Genomic DNA, 24,132 nt, shown 5'->3' on the forward strand with positions numbered 1-24,132 from the left:
TGCTCAATTTTCAAGTAATTCTGTCAATAGTTTTGTTGCAACTTTGGGGTCAGCTTTACCCTCGGATTTTTTCATCACCTGGCCCATAAACATTCCGATGAGTCCTTTTTTGCCTGAGCGGTATTCGGCGACTTTGGCGGCATTCTCAGCGAGGACACTTTCCACGATGGGCAAAAGCGAACCTTCGTCACTTTCTTGGATCAAGTTCTGGGCTTGGGCGATTTGCAAAGGCGAGTGGGCCGTATCCTGCAGCATTTCGGGGTAGATCTTTTGAGAGGCCGCAGAAAAGCTGACTTTGCCTGCATCTATCATGTCGATCAATTCCGCGAGGCTTTGTGCCGAAATCGGGAAATCCGAAATATGTTCATTATGCTCGTTGAGGTATGACTTCACAGGTCCCATCACCCAATTGGACGCGGCCTTGAAGCTGCTGGTATGGTGGCAAAGTTCCTCAAAGTACATGGCGATTTCTTTGGAATCCGTCAATACCCCGGCATCATACCCGGGAAGCCCGTATTTGTCGACAAACTTGTGGTACAATTCCCTTGGCAAGGGGGGCATGGATGCCTTTACGCTTTCCAACCACTCTTCTGAAATCACCACCGGACTCAAATCAGGCTCTGGGAAATAGCGGTAATCGTTGAGGTCCTCCTTGGTACGCATACTGGCCGTGGTTCCGGTGTTGGCATCAAATGTCCTCGTTTCGGAAACAATCTCCTTGCCCGCTTCCACCAATTCGACCTGTCTTTCGAACTCATGTTCAATGGCTCTCGCGACGTTTCGAAAGGAATTCATGTTTTTAACCTCAACCTTTTTCCCATATTCCTTTGCTCCCCGAAGCCTCACGGAGACGTTGGCATCGCAGCGCATGGAACCCTCTTCCATGTTTCCATCACAAATCTCCAGGTAACGGACAAGCTTTTTGATCTCCACCAAATAGGCATAAGCCTCTTCAGAGGACCTGATGTCCGGTTCGGACACGATCTCAATCAAAGGCACTCCCGCCCTGTTGAAATCTACTAGGGTATCTGGTTCCTCCGCGAGATGGATTGACTTCCCAGCATCTTCCTCCATATGTATGCGCGTCAACGCGATGGATTTCTCGGTGCCATCAGGAAGGGTGATCGGAACGAAGCCTCCTACACAGATCGGGTTTTTGTCTTGGGTAGTCTGAAAGCCTTTGGGAAGGTCGGGGTAGAAATAATTTTTCCTAGCAAAAACATTGTGGCGGGTGATTTCGCAGCCGCAAGCCAATCCCATCTTCATCGCATACTCAACCACCCGAGAATTTACCTTTGGTAAAGTGCCGGGATGGCCCAAAGTGATGACGGAAATTTGGGTGTTGGGCATCTTTCCAAACTCAGTTGTATCTGTCGCGAAAATCTTGCTTTTGGTGAGCAGTTGGGCATGCACCTCCAATCCCACCACCAGTTCGTACTTACTTGTTATTTCCGCTGAAAGCATTTCTTTTTCCATCTTCGGGGCCAAAATGGCCCCATATTATTCCAAAACCAAATCGAAGGGCTGTTATTCCACTAACGACCGGCAAACATTTCGATTGCCTTTTGCACCACTTTGGACAAGCCCGCAAGGTCTTTACCACCTGCAGTAGCGAAGAAAGGCTGTCCTCCTCCCCCACCTTGGATTTCCTTGGCCAAGTCGCGGACCATTTGGCCTGCATTGAGCCCTAGCGAATCGACAAGGCTTTCCTGAAGGATCACGGCAATTTGCGGTTTGTCCTCAATTTCCGCGGCAAGCACCACCACCACATCCGCCACCTCATTTTTCAGCTCATAGGCAAGCTTCTTGAGCGATTCCGCGGACGGCAATTTGACTTGGGAAATAATCAGATTGAAACCATTCCTTTGCTCCTTCGCTGCTATCAATTGCTGCTTGATGGCAGCTGCCTGCTGGGCATGGAGGAATTCGATTTCTTTTTTGAGCTCGTTTCGTTCCTGTACCAATGTTTCCACGGACTTTTTCAAATCCCTTGGGCTTTTCAGCATTTCCCCGATCTCCTTGATCAACTCCAACTGTGAATTGACGAAATCCTCGGCAGTCTTGGCCGTAATGGCTTCGATTCTCCTCACGCCCGCGGCAATAGAGCTTTCGGAAACAATCTTGAATAAACCAATAACACCTGTGGCAGATACGTGCGTCCCACCACAAAGTTCTACTGAAAACTGTGGATCAAAGGTAATCACCCGGACGAAATCCCCATATTTTTCGCCAAACAAGGCCGTCGCACCTTGTTTCTTTGCCTCTGCGATTGGTACATTCCGCTGCTCGTAAAGCGCTATGTTTTCTCTGATTTTTGCATTGACTATTGACTCTACCCGGGCGATTTCCTCTTCCGTCATTTTGGAGAAATGGGAAAAGTCGAAGCGCAGCAGTTCCTCATTGACCAAGGAGCCTTTTTGCTGGACGTGGTCACCCAAGACCTGCTTGAGTGCTGCGTGTAGCAGGTGCGTCGCCGAGTGGTTATTCATGCTATCCTTTCTCTTGGCAGCATCTACTTTTGCCTGAAATGTGGCATCGAATTGGCTGGGCAACTTGTCCACAAAATGCACGATGAGGTCGTTTTCTTTCTTTGTGTCGAGTACCTTGACAGTCTCGGCACCATTTATCAACCAACCTTGGTCACCGACCTGTCCGCCGCTTTCGGCATAGAACGGCGTCCTGTCCAACACGATTTGGAAACGATCTCCTTTTTTGTCCTTGATCTGACGGTATTTGACGATGCGGGATTGGGACTCGAGGTAATCATAGCCGATGAACTCGACACCTTCCTCAGCATTTATAATCACCCAATCGCCAGTCTCCTGTTCGGCGGCCGCGCGGGAGCGGTTCTTTTGGATTTCCATCTCAGCGGCAAAGCCCTTTTCATCGACGGAAAAACCATTTTCCCTTGCAATCAAAGACGTCAAATCGAGCGGGAAGCCATACGTATCGTACAATTCAAACGCGATCTTGCCATCCACCACGGACTTGCCTGACTGATGGAGTTCTTCCTTGATTTGGTCCAATTTGCGGAGCCCGTTGTCAAGCGTACGCAGGAAGGACTGCTCCTCCTCCATGATGACCTTGGCCACAAAATCCTGCTGGGCCGCCAATTCGGGAAATATCTCCCCAAAAGTCTCGGCAAGTAGCGGCAGCAACTCGTACATAAACGGCTTGTGGAAACCCAAGAAAGTATACCCATAACGGACCGCCCTTCTCAAAATCCTGCGAATCACGTATCCAGCTTTGTTATTGGAAGGGAGCTGACCATCTGCGATGGAGAATGAAATAGCGCGGATATGGTCCACTATCACCCGCATGGCAATATCCACCTTCTCGTCCAAGCCGTACTGCTTGCCGGATTTTTTTTCGATAAACTGGATAAATGGGGTGAAAATATCTGAATCGTAGTTGGATGACTTGGCTTGGATGGCGCGCACGAGGCGCTCAAAGCCCATGCCCGTATCGACGTGCTTTGCCGGCAGTTCCTTCAGGCTGCCATCAGCAAGACGGTTAAACTGCATGAAGACCAGGTTCCAGATTTCAATGACCTGGGGATGATCATTGTTGACCAGTGTATAGCCGTCTACCTGCTGACGCTCTGACTCGGACCTAAGATCGATATGGATTTCGGAACAGGGGCCGCAGGGACCTGTATCGCCCATTTCCCAAAAGTTGTCTTTCTTGTTGCCAAATAGGATGCGGCTTTCGGGCACGATTTGGCTCCAAAGCTGGAAAGCTTCCATGTCCTTTTCCAGCTTGTCACCGGCATCGCCTCCAAAGACCGAGACATAAAGCCTGTCCTTGGGAAGTTTATACACTTCCGTCAGCAATTCCCAAGCCCATTCGATGGCTTCCTTCTTGAAATAATCCCCGAAGGACCAATTGCCCAACATCTCAAACATCGTGTGGTGGTAGGTATCCACGCCCACTTCCTCGAGGTCATTGTGCTTGCCGGATACGCGGAGGCATTTTTGGCTATTGGCCACACGGGTGGCTTTTGGGGTTTCGTTGCCAAGGATGTAATCCTTGAATTGGTTCATCCCTGCGTTGGTAAACATCAAAGTGGGGTCATTTTTGACCACTATCGGCGACGAAGGAATGTAGGTATGGCCTTTGGATTTGAAAAAATCAATGAACTGAGTTCTTATATCCTTTGCTTTCATTTAAGCTTTCTTCTAATGATTGGATTTTCAATTATTTATATAACTTTGCAAACACCCGGATTTGATCACCCACCCTTCAATCCATTTGGGGCACAAAATTAACAGTTTTAGCCTTGTTACCAGCATGAGTAGAATAAAATATTACTACGACCCAAAGTCCTGTAAGTACGAGCGGTATAAAAAATCCAAGTGGGATATCACGCTACAAGTATTGGGCTTTCTCTCCCTTTCGACCCTTTTGGCAACGGCCTTGATGGGTTCCTATTACTACTTTTTTGATAGTCCCAAAGAGCTGCTCCTCAAGCAGGAAAACCAGGAGTTGAAGCTGTACTACGATATCCTGGAGGATGAAGTCACCAAAATGAACCAAATGCTTGGCGACTTGCAGCAGCGGGATGATAACCTTTACAGGGTCATTTTTGAATCCGAACCGCTCTCCGACAATATCCGTCGTGCCGGTATCGGCGGCAGCGACCGCTACCGTGAAATCAAGGAAAAAGGACTCAAACAGGAGGAATTGGTACTCGAACTTTCGCAAAAAGTGGATGGCTTGAAGCGACAACTCTATGTGCAGTCTGTCAGCTACGACGAAGTCACCGAAATGGCGCTGCGCAAGGAGGAATATTGGGCTTCCATCCCTGCCATCCAACCAATCAAAAACGACAACCTCAACCTGTTGGCTTCAGGCTATGGCATGCGCGTCCACCCAATTTTCAAAGTGAAAAAAATGCATAACGGTGTGGACTTTGCAGCAGCCAAAGGAACGCCGATTTACTCTACCGGAGACGGCGTGGTACTCAATGTGAAGACGGTTTTCGGAGGCTATGGCAAATACGTAGAAATTGACCATGGATTTGGTTTTGTCACACGTTATGCCCACATGAATGAATTCAAAGTCAAAAAAGGCCAAAAAGTGAAGCGGGGCGATCTTATCGGAACTGTCGGCAATACCGGTTCGTCTACTGCGCCACACGTCCACTATGAAGTCATCAAGGACGGGAAGTTTATCAATCCCGTCAACTACTTCTTCAAAGGCATCAGTCCTGAGGACTTCCAGAAAATACTCGAATTGGCCGGAAGGGAAAATCAGTCTTTGAGTTAATGAGTCACTTGGGAACCTTGGGTCCGGATATTAGGACCCAAGGTTCTTGTTTTTTTACCTCAGACAGAAATGGACCCCTTCCTAAAATCCGTCTTTCCGATAATCGCATTGATCAAAAAAGACTTTCCGGAGGCGTTTGAAGCTTTTGCTATTTCAATCGCATGATTGATTTCACCCTTGGCTTCTATCTTTATTCCATCTCCACCAAAAGCTTTGGGCACCAAATGGTAATCCGAAAATTCCAGATTCACGGCACAGTCCGAACCTAAAAAATCGACCTGGTCCCGGGCTATCTGCGTCCAACACGCGTCATTACCCACCAAGGCGGTGATGCGCAAGCCATGCCGCTGAAAGGTATCAAACTCCGTCAAACTATACCCCGCACTTCCGTCGCCAAACAGAACCCAAATCGGCCTATCGGGGTACACCAAGGCCGCGCCAATCGCAAATCCCGCCCCAACGCCCAATGTCCCAAAAGCCCCCGGATCGAGCCAAGACAAAGGTCCCCTGGGACGCAAGGTGTAAGAAGCGGTTGCTACAAAGTCCCCCCCATCGGCGATAAGCACGGCGTTTTGATCCAGATTCTTCTCAAGGTTTAGCAGCAAATCCAGTGGATTCAGCCCAGAAGTAGGTAACTCGCTTTGCGCCTGAATTTCCCCATCACGAGCCGCATCCCGCTGTTTCAATTGAGAAATCCACTCGTGTCCCTCAAGGGAAAAATGGCTCGACACCGCAATTAGAAAATCAATCGGATCGGCTTGGATGGGCAAGGTCGGCTTTTTGTTGAGCATCAATTCCTTTATATCGCGATGGATGGAAATGAAGGGCCGACTACCGATATGATTGCCGTAGTCCAGCCTGAAATCGTTGGGAACGCCAGCCAGTATGATCATGTCGGAATCCTTGATCGCCTCTTTCCTTTTGTGCCGCACTTGGATATCGGAATCCGGCCCCAACAAACCTCTTCCCATACCGCTGAGATAAACGGGAATGCCCAACTTTCGTACCGCGGAGGCTAGATCCTCGACTTTCTTTGGTTGGGACATGGCTCCGCTTCCGAGGATGATTAGGGGCTTTTTGGCCTTTCTCAGCATCTGAATGGCCTTTTCCAATTGGGCTTGGGAAAAATTGGGGACCTGGACCTGTTCAGGTTTCGTCTCAAAAGCCACCTTTTCCGAGTCTTTGAAAAGCTGATTCGCATGCCGGCGGATATACCATTGTTTGAGCGAAGCAGCAATTCCCGCAGGACCTTTTTGGTTTTTGGCGCCGTACCATTCCAGCACCATCTCTTTTGGATAAAGTGTATCGATCGGACATTCGATAAATACAGGTCCTGGCGTACCGGACTGCGCGACGCGAAAAGCCTTTTCCATAACAGGGGCAATATCCTTTACTTGGCCAATGCTAACAGCCCATTTGACAATCGGTTTCAGCAAACTGATCTGGTCAATGTCCTGCAATGCGCCTCTTCCCTTAAGCAAAGTAGCTGCGGCACCTCCAAGCAAAATAAGCGGGGATTGGGCCATTTGGGCGTTTTTAACAGCCGTAATGGCATTGGTGTTCCCGGGCCCTGCAGTCACCGCCGCCACGCCGGGCACTCCGGTCAGCCTCGCTACCGCATCAGCTGCAAATACTGCCGTTGCCTCATGACGGGTATCGATAACCCGAATTCCAAGTTGCTCCGCCCCAACAAAAATCGGCGAAATATGCCCTCCACATAGAGTGAACAAAAATTTGACTCCATGATTCTGGAGCACTTTAGCGATGATTTGGCCTCCGTTCATGAAAGAAAATTACTGATTATTGTTGAAAAAATCTCCAAGAAGGATTTGTTCAGCCTAATGACGAAATGGCAAAAAGTTTTAAAAATCAAAAAACGACCTTCTCCTTGAGACCTTCAGGTCCTGAAGGATGGACGACTTGACCCGGATGTCAATGTTATAGGAAGTAAATCGGCCAAATGGCACCCAACTCACGTTCATTTGCCAGCAATGCAAATCCCTTGCAATACCCAACATGGTTTGTGTGAACTGGGCCGTACGGAAATCATAACCACCGCTGAAATTGATTTTCCATTTTTCGGAAATGCTCAAATCTCCATTGATGTTGACTGCTGAAGTGATGTTGGCATTGCCGCCAGGTTGCTTCGAATAGGCAATATTGTAGCCGAAACCCAAGTTCCATGGAATATTCCAGTCGATATATTGGGAAGGGTCATTGACCATGCGGTTGATTTCCTGATCCACAAATTCATTGAGTTGACCTCCTTGCTGGAGAAAATTGCTGGTGATATCGTCGCGCACTTCTCCCGGAGTTTTTCCGGATTTGCTTGGATTGATGTTCCCGTTGAGGTTCATGGAGACGGTCCGAAAATGCCCCAAACCCTGGCCGTTGCGCCATGCAAAGGAATTGATCCTACGTGTTCGCTGTTGGCCTGTCTCTGGATTCGTTGTCGTCAACTCCGCATAAGGATCCAGGTTTGCTGCCATGGCAACCTGCAATTTGTCTTGAAAAAATGATGTCCGCGCGGACATGTTGATCGGCGCAAGCTGAAAAGAATCCGCCGCGAAATTGTAGTTGGTCGTCAGGTTGAGCGTCTGCAAAAGCGGTATCTTTTTAGTCGCTTTTTCATCGTCTTCCTTGCTGGTGTCCCTCACCTTAGCCTCGACGACATTTCGGATATTGACCCCAAGAGACCTTGATTCGCCTAAGGGAGCACCCTGGAAAATGAAGCCTTGGTGCCGTGAAAACAACTGTTTGTTTCCTTCCTCATCGACCTGTACCAACTGATAGTACCCCAACGACGGATTGGAAAAATCCGGTGTAAAATTTAAGCTGAACGAAGGCTGCATGTGGTGACGGATGGTCTGGAGTTTTCCCCCACCCTTTACATTATAGAAGCCATAGATGTTGGTGTTCAGCGCAAAGTTGGTGTTGTAAAAGCCAATCCGGTTGAATCCCGGTTCGATGATTCGGTCTACCCTTTCGGCCACGGGATTGTAAAAGAAATTGATCCTCTCCAAATACCAAATCTCTGTATAATTGGCACCCGCTGTCGCGGTAAAGTGCTTGAACAACCTGAAATTGGATGTCAGCGGAATGGTACTCCTGGCGCCATTGTTGGCATTCTGGAGCAACAATGGAAGATTTTCCCGGTTGAAAGGGATGATGTTTTGATTGGCCGTTTCACCTTGTGTCACCGTCGCCGAGGTACTTGGCACTCCCAACGGAGTAGGCGCTTTGTTGGTGATCGAGTTTTGGAGTTCAAAGTTGTAGGCGACGTTGAGGGTTTTCAGTGGCTCAAAACGTGCATTCTGAAAGGGGTTTTGCCGGTTCATGTTAACTGCAATCTGCGGCAGCATGAGGTTGACTTCTCCGCTTTGGATATTTTGGCTATGGCGTAGGTTGGCTGACATCGAGAAAGGCGTACCCGCAAAAGTCTTGCTGTAGGAGACGTTTGAGGTGAAATCCGAATTGATGTTCCGCATGAAGTTGTTTGGGTTTACCACAACGTTGTTGTAGTTGGATGTACCCGCATTGACAGAGGCGGAAAATCGGGAATTGCCTCGTGTCTCCGGCGTATGGTTCCAGTTGACCCAGAAGGTGTTGTAATCCTGGGGATTCAATTCCCAGGTCGGCGTCTTGAACCGCTGGTAATCCATGTTGAAGGCACCACTAAACTTGTACCTTTTCTTGTAGATCGTGGAAGCTTTTGCCCCATATCCACCTTTGGAGAAAATATCACCGGTAATTCTGGTATGTACATAATCGTTGAAAGCGAAGTAATAGCCGAAGTTCCGAAGGAAAAATCCCCGTACTTTTTCTTGACCATAGGATGGGAAAATGATCCCCGAAGCTTTTTCCTCCGGCGTGTCAGGCACTACCCCAAAGGGTAAACCCACGGGCACCGGAATGTCATTGAAATACAGGTTAAAGGGCCCAGTCACTACCTGCTTCCCACGGATAGACTTGATTCTATTGGCATTGATGTGCCAGTGCGGTTCGGCGAGATTACAGGTCGTATAAAAACCGTGGTCGAGGTAGATGCTGCCATCTGCATCCTTTTTGATCGTCTGTCCCCGCAGCAAACCATCCTGCTGCTCCGTCACGACATCCTTGATGATGGCCTTTTGGGTCTTGAAGTTGTAGCGCATCTCCTTCCGTATCTCATAGGAAGTAGCTCCCTCCTTAAACATCGGGTTGCCTTTGATATTGCCAACGCTGTCGGTCACCCCCGTAGCATAGAGTTCGCTTTTTTCCCAATCAATCACAATCAGCTCCGCATCGAGGCGAATGGTTCCGTATTCAAACCAAGCGTCCTTATGCAGGTAGATTTTATTCTGCCTAAAATCCGTGATGATACTGTCTTCGGCAAAGTATTTGACGAGGGTCTTGATATCTCCGACGGGGATCGAGTCAGATTTGGGAATTGTATCTTGAGAAATCGGCGGAATTGTATCCAAAATATTCGGATTCGGCGTTATTGGATTTAGAACCGAATCAGGTGCCACCAATCTGCGCTCGACGTTTCGCTGGTTTCTTACCTGGGCCAAGGTGTAAGCCGGCATGACTCCAACAAGTAGCAAGACTATGAAATGGAACCACTTATTCCGCACTGAAATGATTTTATTTGAATTAAAAATTAATGATTTTTGCCCGGGCAAAGGTATAGTATTCACACGCATGAACCGCTTCAAAGTTAAGAATATTCTGATTATTTCGTTTCTGACCCTATCGTTCTTCCTTGCTGGATTTAGCCCCACGGGAAGCAAAGCACCTGAATATAAGCTCAAAAGAATTGTGATAGACGCTGGCCACGGCGGCAAAGATCCCGGTACTGTTGGATCGATTTCGAGGGAAAAAGATGTGGCTTTGAAAGTCGCCCTGCAAGTCGGGGAATATGTCAAGGAACTGCTTCCCGGAGTCGAGGTGATTTATACCCGCAAAACGGATGTTTTTCTCGAGCTAAAAGAACGGTCCAACATCGCCAACCGCAACAAGGCAGACCTGTTTATCTCCATTCACTGCAACGCAGCACCCAATCGCTCGGCTTACGGCACTGAGACCTTTGTGATGGGGACCAAAAACTTCGAAGCAAACTTCGATATCGTAAAGAGGGAAAACTCCGTAATCCTGTTGGAGGAAAACTATGAGGAGCAATACGAGGGATTTGACCCTTCCTCACCCGAGTCCTACATGATGTTCAATCTGATGCAAAAAGCCTTTTTGTCTTCAAGCATTTCGCTGGCGTCCAAGGTGGAGGATGACTTCAGTACCCGCGTCAATAGGTACAGCAGAGGTGTAAAGCAGGCGCCTTTGTATGTCTTGTGGACGACTTCAATGCCAAGCGTCTTGATTGAACTTGGTTTTTTGTCAAATGCTTCCGAGGAGAAATTCCTCAACAGCAAGGACGGCCAAACCTATCTTTCATCTGCCATCTTCAGAGCCATCAAGGCCTACAAGGAGGAAATGGAGGCGATGTAGGGAGCGGATGTAAGAAGTGAGATTTGAGACGTAAGATTCAAGACACAAGACGCAAGACACAAGAAAAAAGAGTCAAAATCAAGGTCAGGGCGGGTCCGGATTACCTGCTTCGCGACCTCCTTCAATCGGAGAAAAGTCTCCGTTTGAGCTGATTAATCAAACTAAGGAAGATTATTGATCTAAATAATAGAGAATTAGGAGATAGCTTTTAATGAAGAAGATTCAGAAAACAATTGAAAGAAACTTGACGACATTTTTGGTGCTAATACCGATATTGAATGTCTGTATGATTTGGATTTTTGTCACCATTCACTGGGTCACCGGCAAGTTTGGATATTTGTTTTCTTCTCTTTTTGTGGGTCTGGGTCTTATCATTGTTTATTTGTTGGTATTGATTTTCAAGCGAGTTGAATTTAACAGACGGACCATTTTGCATGTTTTTTTCTCACTTTTCCTCCTTTATATTGTTTACACCGACATCAAAATATTTGCCGAGACATTAGGCAATAATGGTTTGATTCCCTGTCCTTATGGCCCTAGTTGCCCCTAGATTCCTTTGTTGGCAAGTTTGTGGATATCCAAATTCAATTTTTTTGGGTCTTAAGCAAAGAAATCGCCTTCGGAAATCCTTATATTGAGTATGGGAACTCTCCCTCTACACCTTCGTTTTCTTAGCGAGATCCTTTTTCCGTTTTTTCGAGCCTTCGTGTCCTCGCGTGAAATCCCATTTTAGGCCGCATTCCTTGCCGCATTGATAATCCCAAACATAGTCCTGAGGATCAATCTTTGTAAAACAGGATCATCCACGCCTTTTTCCAACATGGTCTGAATCGCGTACTGCTGAATCGTGATCACAGGCAAAACGATCTTCTCACGGATCGCAATCGACTCCTTGGAAGTCGGGTTATCCTGCAAAAGGGTATCCATGCCGGATACTTCAAGCAGCAAATCAATCGTCCTGCGGTACTCCTCGTACATCAATTTCCACAAATCCCCATAGTTGGGGTGGTCCTTGAGATAGGCTGAGGATTTATAGAATGACTTTGCCAAAGACTGCATGGAATTGCCCAAAAGCGAGCGGAAAAACAGGGAATCGTTGTACAGCTGCCGGGCTGCCTCAAATTTCCCCTCCTTTTTCAAGGTCGCCAAAGCCGCACCAACACCAAAAAAACCGGGGATATTCTGCTTCATCTGCGCCCAAGACCCCACGAAAGGAATCGCCCGCAAGTCTTCAAACTTCAAACCGCTGTCCTTGTTGCCCCGCTTGACCGGCCGCGAACCGATGTTTACTTCCCCGAAATATTTCAAGGGCGTGACATGTTCCAAATAAGGGAGAAACTGCTGATGGTTTTTGAAGTCCTTGTAAAACTGATAGGAAACCTCCGCCATCTGGTCAATCAAGGCCCTTTGGTAGGCATTCAAAGTCTTTTCGGAGGATGGATAAAGCTCATTTTCCAATCCGGCGCATAGCAATTGCTCCAGGTTGTAGGTACAAGATACCGGCTTGCCATAGTTGGCAGAAATCGTCTGACCTTGGATGGTCACCTGTATCTCACGGTTCTCGACGTTTTGTCCCAAAGACGCATAGAAATTGTGCATATTGCCGCCGCCACGGGCAGGTGGTCCTCCCCTGCCGTCGAAAAACACCACGCTCACCTCATACTTTCTGGAGATTTTGGTCAACTCTTCTTTCGCCCGTAGGATGGACCAATTGGCCCGGATATAGCCGCCGTCCTTGGTTCCGTCGGAGAAACCCAACATGATCGTCTGCTTGTTGTTGCGGGATTTGAGGTGCTTTTTGTAGGCTTCGTTCTGGTAGAGCTTCTCCATAATGACTTGGGCATTGGCCAAATCATCGATTGTTTCAAAAAGGGGAACGATATCCAAGGGAAGCTTATCTGTATTTTTCCCCAAAGTCAAACGTGCCAATTGGTAAACTTCCAATACATGCTTGGCCGATTGGCAATTGGAGATGATATAGCGGTGCAGGCCGTCCTCGCCATTGGTCGTCTGGACTTTGGCGATGGCATCAAAGCTCTTCATCATCTCTTGGTGAAACTCGTCCTTGAGCTCGCTGACCTCGGGTATCGAAGTTTCCTCCAATAAGAACCTGACTTGCTCTTCCTCACTCAGCTTGTGGTAAGCCTGAAGGGCCTCTTTTCCTATTTGGATTTCGATCAACTCATCCCACAAACCATCATGTTTGCGGCTGTCCTGCCGCACGTCCATATTGGCAAAGTGGAACCCAAATATTTTCACCTTGAGGATAAACTCATCCAACTGCTCCAAAAACAAGCCATCATGGAATTCGACCAAGCCTTTTCTCGCTTCGAAAAGGTCGGCAAGCAGTTCATCCTTGCTGTTGTAAAATGTCTTGTCTTCAAAAAGGGAATTGAAGAGTCCGTTTTCGACCTTCAACATGATCGGTTCGACATGGCGGAAAGTTAGTCTCCTACGCAGTTTGCGCACATCCCGGTAATAGGCGCGGAGAATCCACTTTTGCAGCTTCTCCGCAACCTTGATCGTCGTATCGTGGGTTACAAAAGGATTACCATCACGGTCACCTCCCGGCCAAAAGCCGACTTTCAGGAGCCCCGGGTTGTCCCATTCGTGCAGAGGAATTTCCAAGGAATTCAGCAGGCGCGTCAAAATATCCGGCATACTGACATAAAAGACATTCACCAAAAACCAAATCAAACTCTGCGCCTCGTCCAAAGGGGTCGGTTTCTCCCGATTGATAAAACCGGTCTTGCCTAGCTGCTGCAGGAGGAGGTTGATGTTGGCAAGGTCATTATCGCGTATGGCAGTCTCCAAGTCCGTGATGATCCCGAGAACATTTCCTGGATAGAACTGCGTGGGATGGGCGGTCAGCGTGAGCCGAACCGAAAAATTGCGCAGCTTTTCGACCAGGGCTTCCTTTTTACGGTCATTGTCGACTCGCGCAAGCAAGGCCTTGATGCTACCTTTGCCATTCACGTCGTGGATTTTTTCAAAAGCGGCATCCTCGATAGAGTCAAACAAGACTACCTGGCGCTCGACATATTGAACCATTTTAAATAACAAATCATGTCTTTCCTGCTCCGTATTATTGGACATCAGCTCATCAAAAAATCCCCTGATGATCTCCTTCGGGGTTTTGTTCTGCTCAAAACCGGCCTGGCACTCCCCCGCCAAGATAGGCAACAAGGTACCTGTGCGGTGGATATCGCTGAAAGGAAGGTCCAGAAAAAGGCTGTTGTAGATCGTGAATCTTTTGGCTACTTCGGTCTGGTATTGGTTTTTTGACATGACAGGTAAAATAGGTTTTGGGCCTTGAATTTAGCAAAAAATAATAAAACCTGACTCCTTTTATCAAAATGACTGCATTTCGATTAAAAAATTGCGAATTAATAAATGAAATGAGAGAATATTTTCCAATTCACCAAAGAAAATGGATGGAAAAATCGAAAGGCTCAAATCTGGGATGACAAAAACGAGATTACCGTCTCATTTTCAAACATTTAAACCAAAAACAATCAAACCGTCTGCCCAAAGGTCAACAAATTGTGGTCGGGGTCGAGGAGGGCAAATTCCCGTTGTCCCCAAGGCTTTGTTTGGAGTGGGGCATTGGGATGGATGGGTACGCCCCTGTCCAAGATGGACCGATAAAGCCCATCGATATCATCGGTGCGCAGGTAAATTTGGCCGTAGTTTTCGTGGGGATTCAGCTCCTTGAATTCGAAAAAGTGGATCTCCACTTTGTCCTTCCCAACAATCAGGTAATTGCCGTAATCGGACAAAAGGCTGAATCCCAATTGCTCAATATAATATTGTTTGGTGATGGCGGCTTTCCGCATGGGAAGCTTGGGGTTGACGGCAGTCAGCATGCTAGGCGGCGTCCTTGCAGCAATCACATTTCTGACAATCGCACTGAGTACAAGGGCAGTCGTTTTCTTGGCAGTTTTTACAGTTGCAGGCAGTACAGTCGCAATCCGTACAGGTACATTTTTCCATGGTCGTGGTGTTTTGGGGAGATACAATGTTTCTTCTAATTTAATGATTCTGCCGAATAAAACCCAAGCCAGAGTCAAAAACTTACCCTTGCAAAAAGCGCAGCGCTTACTCTAAACCGCACTTGGTCATCCCCAGGAAAGAAGGCTTTCTCACTGTCAAGTCTAAAAACATAGAACCCTCCTACCTCGGGGTGACAAAGAAAAGCCTTCCCAAAAAAAGGAAACATCAATTGTCAACACCCCCCCTCCTTGTGCATCCTGAGGCACGAGTGATCTTAACCATCCTCGCATCCCAGCTTCCCTGCTTCCCCTCCCTTTTCACCATTCCTCAAATTTCCCAAAACCAACATTTGCCTTTTTATTATCTTCAAAGCCTAACCTAGATAACCTATACATGAAACTTTATCGCAGCGAAAAAGGAATCATCCTCGAACAGGACGGACGCTTTGTCCTTTCCAAACACTCCGATTGGGACGCCCTTGTCAACCAGCCAAACCTTCACACCGTACTCCAACAGGAATTTGAAAGTGCCGAGACATCGGTGGAAAAACCTGAAAAACTTTTGGCCCCACTAGGCACACAGGAAGTTTGGGCGGCGGGAGTGACCTATTTCCGCAGCAGGGAAGCCCGAATGGAAGAATCCAAGGAAAGCGGTGCCGCTGTTTTTTACTCCAAGGTCTATGAGGCCGAGCGTCCCGAATTGTTTTTTAAATCCACCCCAAGCCGCGTCGCCGAACCGGGCGGGAAGGTTTTGATCCGAAGGGATTCCAAATGGAATGTACCTGAACCTGAACTGACCTTGTTCATCAACAGCCAACACGAAATCGCGGGCTATACCATTGGCAATGATATGAGTAGCCGAGACATTGAGGGTGAAAATCCGCTCTATCTTCCACAAGCAAAATGCTACGACAGGTCAGCGGCGATCGGTCCTTGTCTTTGGATACCAAAGTCTCCCATTGATCCCGATGCCAAAATCAATATGAGCATCGAGCGCAATTGGAAGACAGTGTTTTCCGGGCAAATCTCCATCAACCAAATGAAGCGGAAACATGGTGAGCTCGTGGAGTTCCTGACCCGCGAAATGAGCTTTCCAAAAGGTGCCTATCTGATGACAGGAACTTGCCTTGTGCCGGACAACAACTTTACCCTTCAGGTCGGAGACATCATCCATATCGACATCGAGGGAATCGGCAGGCTAAGCAATATCGTAGACATGCGATCCTAATTCATCCACCCAAAACTGCAATCCTGTAGCTTCAGGGGGCGATTGGATGAATTTTATGGTTTCTTTGAAGGAGAATTTTCCCTGAATCTGCACGATGAAAAAAATTGTCCTGAACAAAAACCAACTCTATTGGCTGTTCCAGGTCCTTGGTTGGGGCTCGATCATCCTTGTCGAGACCGTTAACTACACGTTTTTCATCGTAGGAGAATTCTCTTGGGATTATGTGGGTCAGTTTGCAATCCTGTCAGTGACGGGAATACTGACCTCACATATCTATAAGAAGCTCTTTATCCGGTCGGCTGTCTTCGAAAAAACCCTTTCGACGATTTGGGTGCGCGCCTTTGCGGACACTTTCTTCATGACGGCCATTATGGTCTCGGTGCTGTATGGGATCACATTGTATGCAAATCCAAATGCCAAGATCGACACGCAGTTTTTGATCTCATATTTCGGCCAAATCATGAACGTGGCCCGCTACGTGGTGGTATGGATCATTATTTACTACCTCTACCATGTTTTGAAAAAGCACCAAGAAATCGCGGAGCAAAAACTGCTTGTGGAGAACTTAGCGAAGACTTCGGAACTGGAACTGCTCAAATCCCAACTCAATCCGCACTTTCTCTTCAATGCGCTGAACAGCATAAAGGCACTTGTGCTGATCGATACGGAAAAATCCCGGGAGGCAATCATCAAGCTCAGCGAACTGTTGCGCTTCACGCTCAATTATGAGAAAACGCCGCTGATCAGTATTTCCGAAGAGATCAACGAAGTGGTGAAGTATCTGGAATTGGAAAAGATCAGGTTTGGCAACAGGCTGGACGTAAAGATCGACTTGCAAGCTGAGACCTTGGATGCGAAAATCCCACCAGCGATGATTTTGACTTTGGCTGAAAATGCCATCAAACACGGCATCACGCAGCTTCCCGACGGCGGATTGATCGAGATCACCGCCTCCGCCAATTCCCAAAACGTAAAGATCGAAGTATCCAACAGCGGTGTTTTGAAGGACAATCAAAACAAAGGCATCGGCCTTAAAAATACCACCAAACGCTTGCATAGCCTTTTTGGTGACAAATCCGATCTGGTACTCAAGCGAAAAAGCGATAACCAAGTCTCCGTAACCATAACCTATCCACTGAAATACAATGCCCATGGACATCAAATGCTATCTGGTAGATGACGAAATGTTGGCGCTGATGGAGTTGGAAACGCTCCTCGCGCCTTTCGGCCAAATCAAGATTATCGGCAAATCCGACCGTGCTTCACAGGCCATTGCGGAGATCAACGAACTCAAACCTGACCTCATTTTCCTTGACATCAACATGCCGGGCACCAATGGCTTTGAGCTGTTGGAAGCATTGGATGAAAGCCCCGAGGTAATCTTTGTGACTGCTTACGATGAGTTCGCCTTGAAAGCCTTTGAGGTGAACGCCTTAGATTACCTCCTCAAGCCCGTCAATCCGGACCGACTCAAGGATGCCGTGTCAAAAATCTTAAAACGCATTCCCGAAAACAGAAACAATGCGCAGGAGAAACTTTCCCTCGACAAGAAGATATTTATAAAGGATGGGGAAAAGTGCTTTTTCGTACCGGTGAAGGATATTTCGCTCATAGAGAGCGATGGCAACTATGTGAAGGTTCACTTCGAAAACAAGAAACCCCTCCTCCACAAGTCGCTTACCTATATGGAAAACAGGCTGCCCGAGGATGTGTTTTTTCGTGCCAACCGACAATACATCATCAACCTGAACTATATCAAGAACATCGAGCCCTACTTCAATTCCACCTTGTTGGTCGAAATGCAGGGCGGACTCAAAGTCGACCTGAGTCAAAGACAAAGCGTAAAGTTCCGAGAGATTACGGGGGTTTAACGATACCTCACCTTTCTTCTCCAAAAGCAAGAGGTCTAAAATGTACTGGTTTCGGAGAAGCCGCAGGCGGTACAGGAAAAGATAATGATGCATCCAAGGAGGCTTATGCCTATATTGCAGTTCAGCGAAAAGTAGATTCGCCGACTTATTTCCATGAAAAACCACAAGATTCTTCCAGTTTTCAATCCCTTTGACCGAAGCCTCATCCAAGAAATCCCCATGCAGGGAAAAGAGGAATTGGAAAAGGCATTGGAGACAGCATACCGGCTTTTTACCGATCGAAAATCGTGGCTCCCACCCCACGCGCGCATTGATGTTCTAGGTAAATTGGAAACATTGATGCGGGAAAAAGCCGAGGAACTGACCATTTTGGCAAGCACGGAAGGCGGTAAACCCTACATGGACTCCAAAGTAGAAATCCATCGAGCCATCAACGGCGTCCGTATTGCCGCTGAGGAAATCGGACGCCTGAAAGGAACCCAAATACCAATGGGATTGACTGCATCGTCGACCGGGCGGCTGGCGTTTACCATGCATGAACCCATCGGTGTAGTCGCTGCCATCTCCGCTTTCAACCATCCCCTCAACTTGATCGTCCACCAAGTAGTGACAGCTTTTGCGCCGGGTTGCCCTGCAATCGTGAAGCCTGCAGGAACCACTCCGATGACCTGTCTTCGTTTTGTCGAATTGATGCAGGACGCAGGAGTGCCTACAGGGTGGGTGCAGGCTTTGATCCTTGACAACGAAGACGCGGAGATCTTGGCGACTGATAAGCGCGTGAGTTATCTCTCATTTATTGGTTCGGCAAAAGTAGGCTGGCACCTGAAGTCCAAGCTTTCGCCCGGAACCCGCTGTGCACTCGAGCATGGCGGTGCGGCACCTGTGTTTGTTGACCAAGATGTTGCATTGGAAAAAGTCGTTCCCGCTTTGGCCAAAGGCGGATTCTACCACGCCGGACAAGTATGTGTTTCGGTTCAGCGGGTGTTTGCGCACCATAGTATTGCTCGTAAGCTAGCGATGCAATTATCAGAAGCGGCCCAAAAATTAAAAGTCGGAAATCCGCTCGATCCCACAACTGAAGTCGGGCCTTTGATCCTTCCCAAAGAGGCAGACAGAATCCATAATTGGATTCAAGGCGCGATTGAAGAAGGTTCAGAACTGCTTTGTGGCGGCAACAAAATCGGAAAAACGTGTTATGCGCCGACAGTTCTATGGAATCCATCCGATAAGTCAAAAGTGTCGCAAGAGGAAATTTTTGGGCCGGTGGTTTGTGTCTATTCTTACGAGGATTTGGATGTGGCCATAGCAGCGGCCAATGCCATTCCATACCATTTCCAAGCGGCAGTTTTCTCAAGAAACCTCGACACCGCGTTGTATTGCGTGCAAAACCTCCAAGCCAGTGCAGTAATGGTCAACGACCATACCGCGTTCCGTGTCGATTGGATGCCATTTGGGGGTTGGGATGCTTCGGGAGAGGGCGTGGGAGGAATCGGTTATACCATGCGGGAGATGACAAGAGAAAAACTAATGGTGATGAAGAGTGAGGTATTTTGAATTATCAAATGCCAGACGAAAGATGACACACTTACGCCACCTTTTAAGTGCTTCAAATAAAATCCTCACCCTTTAAACTCGAACAAAAAAAAAATACGCGAATAAACCTCAACATATAAATATGGAAATCAAACACGAACACACTGAAACCAGGGGAGCATTTATCCTGATGGATGGCGACTCACAGGCGGGAAAAATGACCTATTCCATCGCAGGCCCGACAAAAATCATCATCGACCATACAGAAGTAGACCCTGCTTACAACGGACAGGGACTTGGAAAGAAACTTGTCCTCGCAGGTGTGGAATATGCGCGAACAAAAAATATCAAGATCCTTCCCCTTTGTCCGTTTGCCCGCGGGCTTTTTGGCAGGACCCCGGAATGGGGGGATGTGTTGGTGTAAGTCATCGCCCGATTTCCCCACTGGGATTAGGGGACTTATTCGAGCATTTTCATCAATCCCACGCAGGCTCATTTTTTTTCTAAGCATTGCGAAAAAACGCAATGAACATATGCCGTGCCCACAATTTGCGAATGAACAGAGGATCGTTTTTTGTATAACAAAATCAAAAACTGCGTTGGAATAAGAACAATGCCTTTCCCAAGCAAGGCGATTATTGAATTTCCAGAAAATCATTTTTCTTCTTGGCAAAATCTGCTTGAATCAAGCCCCTTGATTTTTCCTGCTGGATAAACCATCACTTAATTTTGATATAGATCAAGGATTAATCGATACAAATGTTCCAATTGATTTTAGTAGGAAACGTTTGAGTAGGTATTTCCAAAGCGAGGTTCGACAAAAACTGTTGCCATCAAGAATTTTCACAATTGACATTTGCCTTTTTCTGCAAAACAATCTGAGTTACCAATACCTCTTCAATCAGTATTTACGAATTATTTATTACGCAAAATCCGTCAAACACGAAAGGTTGCAAAAACTGACTTGTGTCGTCCAATGCTTTTAGTCTTTCCAAAATTTAAAATCCAAATCGTTCCTTTAAAAATTGACGCTATGAAAACCTTCTATGCAGTACTCGCTGTCTTCTTTATACTTGGTTCCATTCTGGAATACTTTTCGACCTATAAGGAACACCAAAACTATTATAGCCTTAAAGATTTCAAGAGCAGTCTAATGCTAATGTTAACTGCTCTGATTGTCGATTTGGGCAGTAAGATAGTGGCCATCTCGCTTCTGGATAAATTATCTTTCTATTCCATATGGTCACTAGGGTATGACTGGTGGGTTTGGATATCATGCTATATCCTGTGGGATTTTGTTTTTTATGTGAAGCACTATCTTGAACACAATGTTAGATTTATGTGGGCGATACATGTCAATCATCATTCATCAGAATATATGAATTTGTCGACCTCGCTACGATCTGGTGTATTCAAGGCTAGCTATAGGTATTTTTTCTGGGCAATTCCAATTCTAATAGGATTCCCGCTACCAATGTTTCTAATTCTGTATGGACTTGGAAAAGTATGGGCATTCTTCAGTCACAGCCAAAGATTAGGGAATTGGGGAATTTTGGAAAAATACACTATTACACCAACCCACCATAACCTTCATCACTCAAGCAATGAGGACAATCTCAACAAAAATTTTGGTGAGACATTTTTGATTTGGGATAAGCTCTTCAAGACATACAAAGAGACAAATAAACCGCTTAGTTTCGGGATAAATGAAAAAATCAACCATGACGACTTCAAAGAGGTTGTGTTTCATGAGTTTCGTTCTATGGTGTCTGACTTTTTAGCTGCCAAAAACTGGAGACAAAAGTTTAAAATTGTCTTTGGAAAACCATAGAGTATTTTTTGGTCATTCGATATTAATAGACGGATACAATAAGTCTAAATACCCTCAATCATTCCACTATCTTTCAAATGGCCTCGGCTTCGCTCGGCCGTAGAGAATAGCGGACATAAGGAGGGGAAAAATGGGCGGCTTCGTCGCCCTCCTCCCTCCTAGCCGCTCTATAATATCAGATACCGAGAGGAGTCGAGGTGTACATCAAAACAGACAGCGCTATTGGCAGCTTTGCAGAAAACCTTTTTAAGAAATCAATGAAACACCTCTTAAAAAAAATACTCACTTTTTTACCTGTATTCGTTCACCTGCATGCAATATAATTCTGCCATTGGATTGTGTAAATCTGGGGGTCTCAGCCAAATCAAATATCATCTGAAAATGATTTGATCAATTTTTGCCTTCTTTTTACTGATTGAACCTCACTTTGGAGACAGTTTTCTCTAACAAAATAAGACAAAAGAGTATCGGCGAATCGGGTCTGCTTTTGTCTCCTGTTCCTTTTGCAGTTCGATTTCTATAGGGGTATCTGCTTTGATGCACGTAGTCAAAAAAATAATCGTTGGAGAACAACTTAGCGGTACTGTAAACAGTGGACTGGCGTCCGCGGACGAGGATCCGCATTCGATTGCGCCTATTTAAGCTCAATGTGCAATTTTGAGGATACACATTATACGTGATTATTGAATTTCCAGAAAATCATTTTCAACCTTAGTAAGAACTGCTTGAATCTCACTGTTGGTTTTTTCCCCTCGGAAAACACATCCCTTAAATTTGGTATAAATGAACATTACCATGGGAACCACTCGAACTTCCAAAAGACTCAAGGGAATCCTGACGAAGGCAGTATCCCACCTATTGATTTTTTCAATGCTATTCTCCTGTATCAGCTACGCCCCCCTGAATTGGGCTCCCATCGAGGAAGACGGTTCTGATCAAAACAAAAAACTCAAGGAGAACTTTAGTGAGCTATACCGCAAAGAAATCTACCGGATCGTCGACAAAGAAGGAATTCACTATATGCTCTACCTGAAAGATTATGATGAGAAGAACCTATACGGATACGAGTATTTTGAAGATGACGGAAAACCAAAACCTGTTGGCGAGGACTTGATTGAGATTCCAATCCACGCTATTCAGGAAATTGAGGTACGGCAGGACGGAGCAAAAAGTACACTTATTTCCATTGGAGTTGGGGCAGTATTGATAGTGCTCTCCGTTGTCCTTGGCGTGGATCTTTTGGGTACCGATACTGACGACTAAAAACAAATACAACCATGAAAACAATCGGCAAAATTCTCACTATCCTCTGCGCAACTGCATTATTCAATGCATGTGTTTCCTACAAGGATTTCCCGGCAAAAAGGTCGATAGACCAATCCATCGACTATAGCGACCCCAATTTGAAATTGAACTTTAACTGGACTAAGACCTACAGGATTTGGGTGGATGACGGGAGAATGTTTGAAATGACGATGATTGATGAAAGCCCGGAAAAAATAATCGGTGTCTTAAAGAAAAACGCAAAAAAACCTGATATCTCAGGAATTGATAAATTCGAAATTCCGAGGAACCGTATCAAGGAAATCAAAGAATCGAAACCAAACCCAGTCGCCACAGGGCTTTTGGTTGGTACGTCCGTCATTTTGCTGATTTATGGAATCAGCGCTATCGTCTGGACTTCAACGTGGAACTCCCTGGTTAATTGAAATTGAAGCGACCTTGAATTCATTATCGGACTGCTTATACCCCAAATATTTCCGCATTACAATTAGGTTCATATAGGGTTATTCATATTCCAAACACCCGGTTTTTTTTCGCAAATTGCATGTATATAAAAGCAAAAAAATGAACCCAACCATCAAAGTCCTGGTCGTAGGCTGCGGCAATATGGGTGCTTCGCATGCCACTGCCTATCACTACATGCCTGAATTCGAAATCGTCGGCCTCGTGGCAAGAGGAGACAGCAAGGTGAAGTTGAACAAGAAACTAGGTGCGAATTATCCGCTTTTTGATGATTTCGCATCCGCATTAAGACAGACCAAGCCCGATGCGGTTTGCATTTCCACTTATCCCGATACCCACGAAGACATGGCCATAGCGGCATTGGAGGCGGGCGCACATGTATTTATCGAAAAGCCGCTTGCCGACACCGTCGAGGGTTCGCAGCGCATTATCGACGCCGCGGTCAAGGCCAACAAAAAAGTCGTCGTGGGCTATATCCTGCGTCACCATCCCTCCTGGGAAAGATTTATCCTTGAAGCCCAACAACTCGGCAAGCCGCTTGTGATGCGCATGAACCTCAACCAACAAAGCCACGGATTCATGTGGGACGTGCACAAAAACCTCATGGCAAGCCTCAGCCCTATCGTGGACTGCGGGGTACATTATATAGATGTGATGTGCCAAATGACACGATCCAAACCGATCTCCGTCGCAGCCATCGGGGCAAAGATGACCAACGAGATACCCGACTGGAATTACAATTATGGCCAACTCCAAATCCGATTCGACGATGGTTCTGTCGGATGGTATGAAGCAGGTTGGGGTCCAATGATTTCAGACAATGCCTTCTTTATCAAAGACGTGTTTGGACCGAAAGGAGCTGTATCGATCGTTGCAAAAAATGCCGGCGCTGCTGGAAAATCAGATGATGTAGATTCCCATACCAAAACAGAAAGTATCAAGGTCCACTATGCGGATTTGGATGAAAAGAATCATTTCACCAAAAAGGACTTTTGGATCGATATGACAGATGAGCCTGACCATCAGGGACTCTGCGACAGGGAACAGCAGTATTTTTTGAGGGCTATTCGGGAAAATATCGATCTGACCGACCATTTGCAGGATGCGCTCAATAGCTTGAAGATCGCTTTTGCCTGTGATGAATCTGTGAAAACAGGGAAAATGATCTATCTCGACTAA

At 46.6% G+C, this 24,132-nt stretch carries 17 protein-coding genes; 11 read left to right on the top strand and 6 right to left on the bottom strand.

The features are described 5' to 3' along the window. Positions 1-3: 3 nt before the first annotated feature. Positions 4-1,464, bottom strand: coding sequence for an Asp-tRNA(Asn)/Glu-tRNA(Gln) amidotransferase subunit GatB (gene gatB / locus L0U89_RS13875; protein WP_234862108.1), 1,461 nt, complete (start codon positions 1,462-1,464; stop codon positions 4-6). A gap of 71 nt (positions 1,465-1,535) precedes the next feature. After that, the gene (alaS, locus tag L0U89_RS13880) at positions 1,536-4,166 is read right to left on the bottom strand and encodes an alanine--tRNA ligase (protein ID WP_234862065.1); all 2,631 of its coding nucleotides are present in this window, start codon (positions 4,164-4,166) and stop codon (positions 1,536-1,538) included. Positions 4,167-4,290: 124 nt separating this feature from the next. On the opposite strand from alaS, the gene L0U89_RS13885 reads away from it, so the two are divergent. Further along, entirely contained in the window at positions 4,291-5,268 is a 978-nt protein-coding gene (locus L0U89_RS13885; protein ID WP_040481184.1) for a M23 family metallopeptidase, read from the top strand. A 59-nt stretch (positions 5,269-5,327) separates the two neighbouring features. Here the strand turns inward: L0U89_RS13885 and L0U89_RS13890 are convergent, their stop codons facing one another. Together L0U89_RS13890 and L0U89_RS13895 are read right to left on the bottom strand one after the other, a co-directional pair. Next, complete coding sequence (locus L0U89_RS13890) at positions 5,328-7,052, bottom strand: thiamine pyrophosphate-binding protein (RefSeq protein ID WP_255777901.1); 1,725 nt, start codon at positions 7,050-7,052, stop codon at positions 5,328-5,330. A 78-nt stretch (positions 7,053-7,130) separates the two neighbouring features. Continuing rightward, the gene (locus L0U89_RS13895; RefSeq protein WP_234862067.1) at positions 7,131-9,836 is read right to left on the bottom strand and encodes a putative LPS assembly protein LptD; all 2,706 of its coding nucleotides are present in this window, start codon (positions 9,834-9,836) and stop codon (positions 7,131-7,133) included. A gap of 115 nt (positions 9,837-9,951) precedes the next feature. Here L0U89_RS13895 and L0U89_RS13900 point away from each other — a divergent pair, with 115 nt between their 5' ends. Then, positions 9,952-10,752: an N-acetylmuramoyl-L-alanine amidase family protein gene (locus L0U89_RS13900; protein WP_234862068.1), complete on the top strand. Its 801-nt coding sequence runs from the start codon at positions 9,952-9,954 to the stop codon at positions 10,750-10,752. A gap of 729 nt (positions 10,753-11,481) precedes the next feature. On the opposite strand, the gene L0U89_RS13905 is transcribed toward L0U89_RS13900, so the two are convergent. Beyond that, positions 11,482-14,040: a phosphoenolpyruvate carboxylase gene (locus L0U89_RS13905; RefSeq protein ID WP_234862069.1), complete on the bottom strand. Its 2,559-nt coding sequence runs from the start codon at positions 14,038-14,040 to the stop codon at positions 11,482-11,484. Positions 14,041-14,267: 227 nt separating this feature from the next. Continuing rightward, positions 14,268-14,771 carry a bleomycin resistance protein gene (locus L0U89_RS13910; protein WP_234862070.1) on the bottom strand — a complete coding sequence of 168 codons (504 nt, stop codon included), beginning with the start codon at positions 14,769-14,771 and terminating at the stop codon, positions 14,268-14,270. Between the two features lie 367 nt (positions 14,772-15,138). On the opposite strand from L0U89_RS13910, the gene L0U89_RS13915 reads away from it, so the two are divergent. The 9 genes from L0U89_RS13915 (at position 15,139) to L0U89_RS13955 (ending at position 24,132) form a co-directional block, all read left to right on the top strand. Further along, positions 15,139-15,972 carry a fumarylacetoacetate hydrolase family protein gene (locus L0U89_RS13915; RefSeq protein ID WP_234862071.1) on the top strand — a complete coding sequence of 278 codons (834 nt, stop codon included), beginning with the start codon at positions 15,139-15,141 and terminating at the stop codon, positions 15,970-15,972. A gap of 94 nt (positions 15,973-16,066) precedes the next feature. Beyond that, a complete protein-coding gene (locus L0U89_RS13920; RefSeq protein ID WP_234862072.1) occupies positions 16,067-17,152 on the top strand; it encodes a sensor histidine kinase in 1,086 nt (361 codons plus the stop codon). Beyond that, entirely contained in the window at positions 17,124-17,843 is a 720-nt protein-coding gene (locus L0U89_RS13925) for a LytR/AlgR family response regulator transcription factor (protein ID WP_008630387.1), read from the top strand. Before L0U89_RS13920 ends, L0U89_RS13925 begins: the two co-directional genes overlap by 29 nt. Before the next feature lie 153 nt (positions 17,844-17,996). Beyond that, the gene (locus tag L0U89_RS13930) at positions 17,997-19,397 is read left to right on the top strand and encodes an aldehyde dehydrogenase family protein (RefSeq protein WP_234862073.1); all 1,401 of its coding nucleotides are present in this window, start codon (positions 17,997-17,999) and stop codon (positions 19,395-19,397) included. Between the two features lie 121 nt (positions 19,398-19,518). After that, positions 19,519-19,800, top strand: coding sequence for a GNAT family N-acetyltransferase (locus tag L0U89_RS13935; protein WP_234862074.1), 282 nt, complete (start codon positions 19,519-19,521; stop codon positions 19,798-19,800). A gap of 432 nt (positions 19,801-20,232) precedes the next feature. Further along, positions 20,233-21,207 carry a sterol desaturase family protein gene (locus L0U89_RS13940; RefSeq protein ID WP_234862075.1) on the top strand — a complete coding sequence of 325 codons (975 nt, stop codon included), beginning with the start codon at positions 20,233-20,235 and terminating at the stop codon, positions 21,205-21,207. 783 nt (positions 21,208-21,990) lie between these two features. Further along, entirely contained in the window at positions 21,991-22,470 is a 480-nt protein-coding gene (locus L0U89_RS13945; RefSeq protein ID WP_234862076.1) for a hypothetical protein, read from the top strand. 14 nt (positions 22,471-22,484) lie between these two features. Beyond that, entirely contained in the window at positions 22,485-22,916 is a 432-nt protein-coding gene (locus tag L0U89_RS13950) for a hypothetical protein (RefSeq protein ID WP_234862077.1), read from the top strand. Between the two features lie 139 nt (positions 22,917-23,055). Then, positions 23,056-24,132: a Gfo/Idh/MocA family protein gene (locus L0U89_RS13955; RefSeq protein WP_234862078.1), complete on the top strand. Its 1,077-nt coding sequence runs from the start codon at positions 23,056-23,058 to the stop codon at positions 24,130-24,132.

This window comes from Mariniradius sediminis (assembly GCF_021491425.1).
Taxonomy (GTDB): domain Bacteria; phylum Bacteroidota; class Bacteroidia; order Cytophagales; family Cyclobacteriaceae; genus Mariniradius; species Mariniradius saccharolyticus.

Coding starts and splice junctions, on each gene's coding strand:
- L0U89_RS13930 (WP_234862073.1), top strand. CDS start 17,997: ATGAAAAACCACAAGATTCTTCCAGTTTTCAATCCCTTTGACCGAAGC.
- gatB (WP_234862108.1), bottom strand. CDS start 1,464: ATGCTTTCAGCGGAAATAACAAGTAAGTACGAACTGGTGGTGGGATTG.
- alaS (WP_234862065.1), bottom strand. CDS start 4,166: ATGAAAGCAAAGGATATAAGAACTCAGTTCATTGATTTTTTCAAATCC.
- L0U89_RS13905 (WP_234862069.1), bottom strand. CDS start 14,040: ATGTCAAAAAACCAATACCAGACCGAAGTAGCCAAAAGATTCACGATC.
- L0U89_RS13955 (WP_234862078.1), top strand. CDS start 23,056: ATGAACCCAACCATCAAAGTCCTGGTCGTAGGCTGCGGCAATATGGGT.
- L0U89_RS13920 (WP_234862072.1), top strand. CDS start 16,067: ATGAAAAAAATTGTCCTGAACAAAAACCAACTCTATTGGCTGTTCCAG.
- L0U89_RS13915 (WP_234862071.1), top strand. CDS start 15,139: ATGAAACTTTATCGCAGCGAAAAAGGAATCATCCTCGAACAGGACGGA.
- L0U89_RS13885 (WP_040481184.1), top strand. CDS start 4,291: ATGAGTAGAATAAAATATTACTACGACCCAAAGTCCTGTAAGTACGAG.
- L0U89_RS13890 (WP_255777901.1), bottom strand. CDS start 7,052: ATGAACGGAGGCCAAATCATCGCTAAAGTGCTCCAGAATCATGGAGTC.
- L0U89_RS13895 (WP_234862067.1), bottom strand. CDS start 9,836: ATGCCGGCTTACACCTTGGCCCAGGTAAGAAACCAGCGAAACGTCGAG.
- L0U89_RS13950 (WP_234862077.1), top strand. CDS start 22,485: ATGAAAACAATCGGCAAAATTCTCACTATCCTCTGCGCAACTGCATTA.
- L0U89_RS13925 (WP_008630387.1), top strand. CDS start 17,124: ATGGACATCAAATGCTATCTGGTAGATGACGAAATGTTGGCGCTGATG.
- L0U89_RS13900 (WP_234862068.1), top strand. CDS start 9,952: ATGAACCGCTTCAAAGTTAAGAATATTCTGATTATTTCGTTTCTGACC.
- L0U89_RS13935 (WP_234862074.1), top strand. CDS start 19,519: ATGGAAATCAAACACGAACACACTGAAACCAGGGGAGCATTTATCCTG.
- L0U89_RS13945 (WP_234862076.1), top strand. CDS start 21,991: ATGAACATTACCATGGGAACCACTCGAACTTCCAAAAGACTCAAGGGA.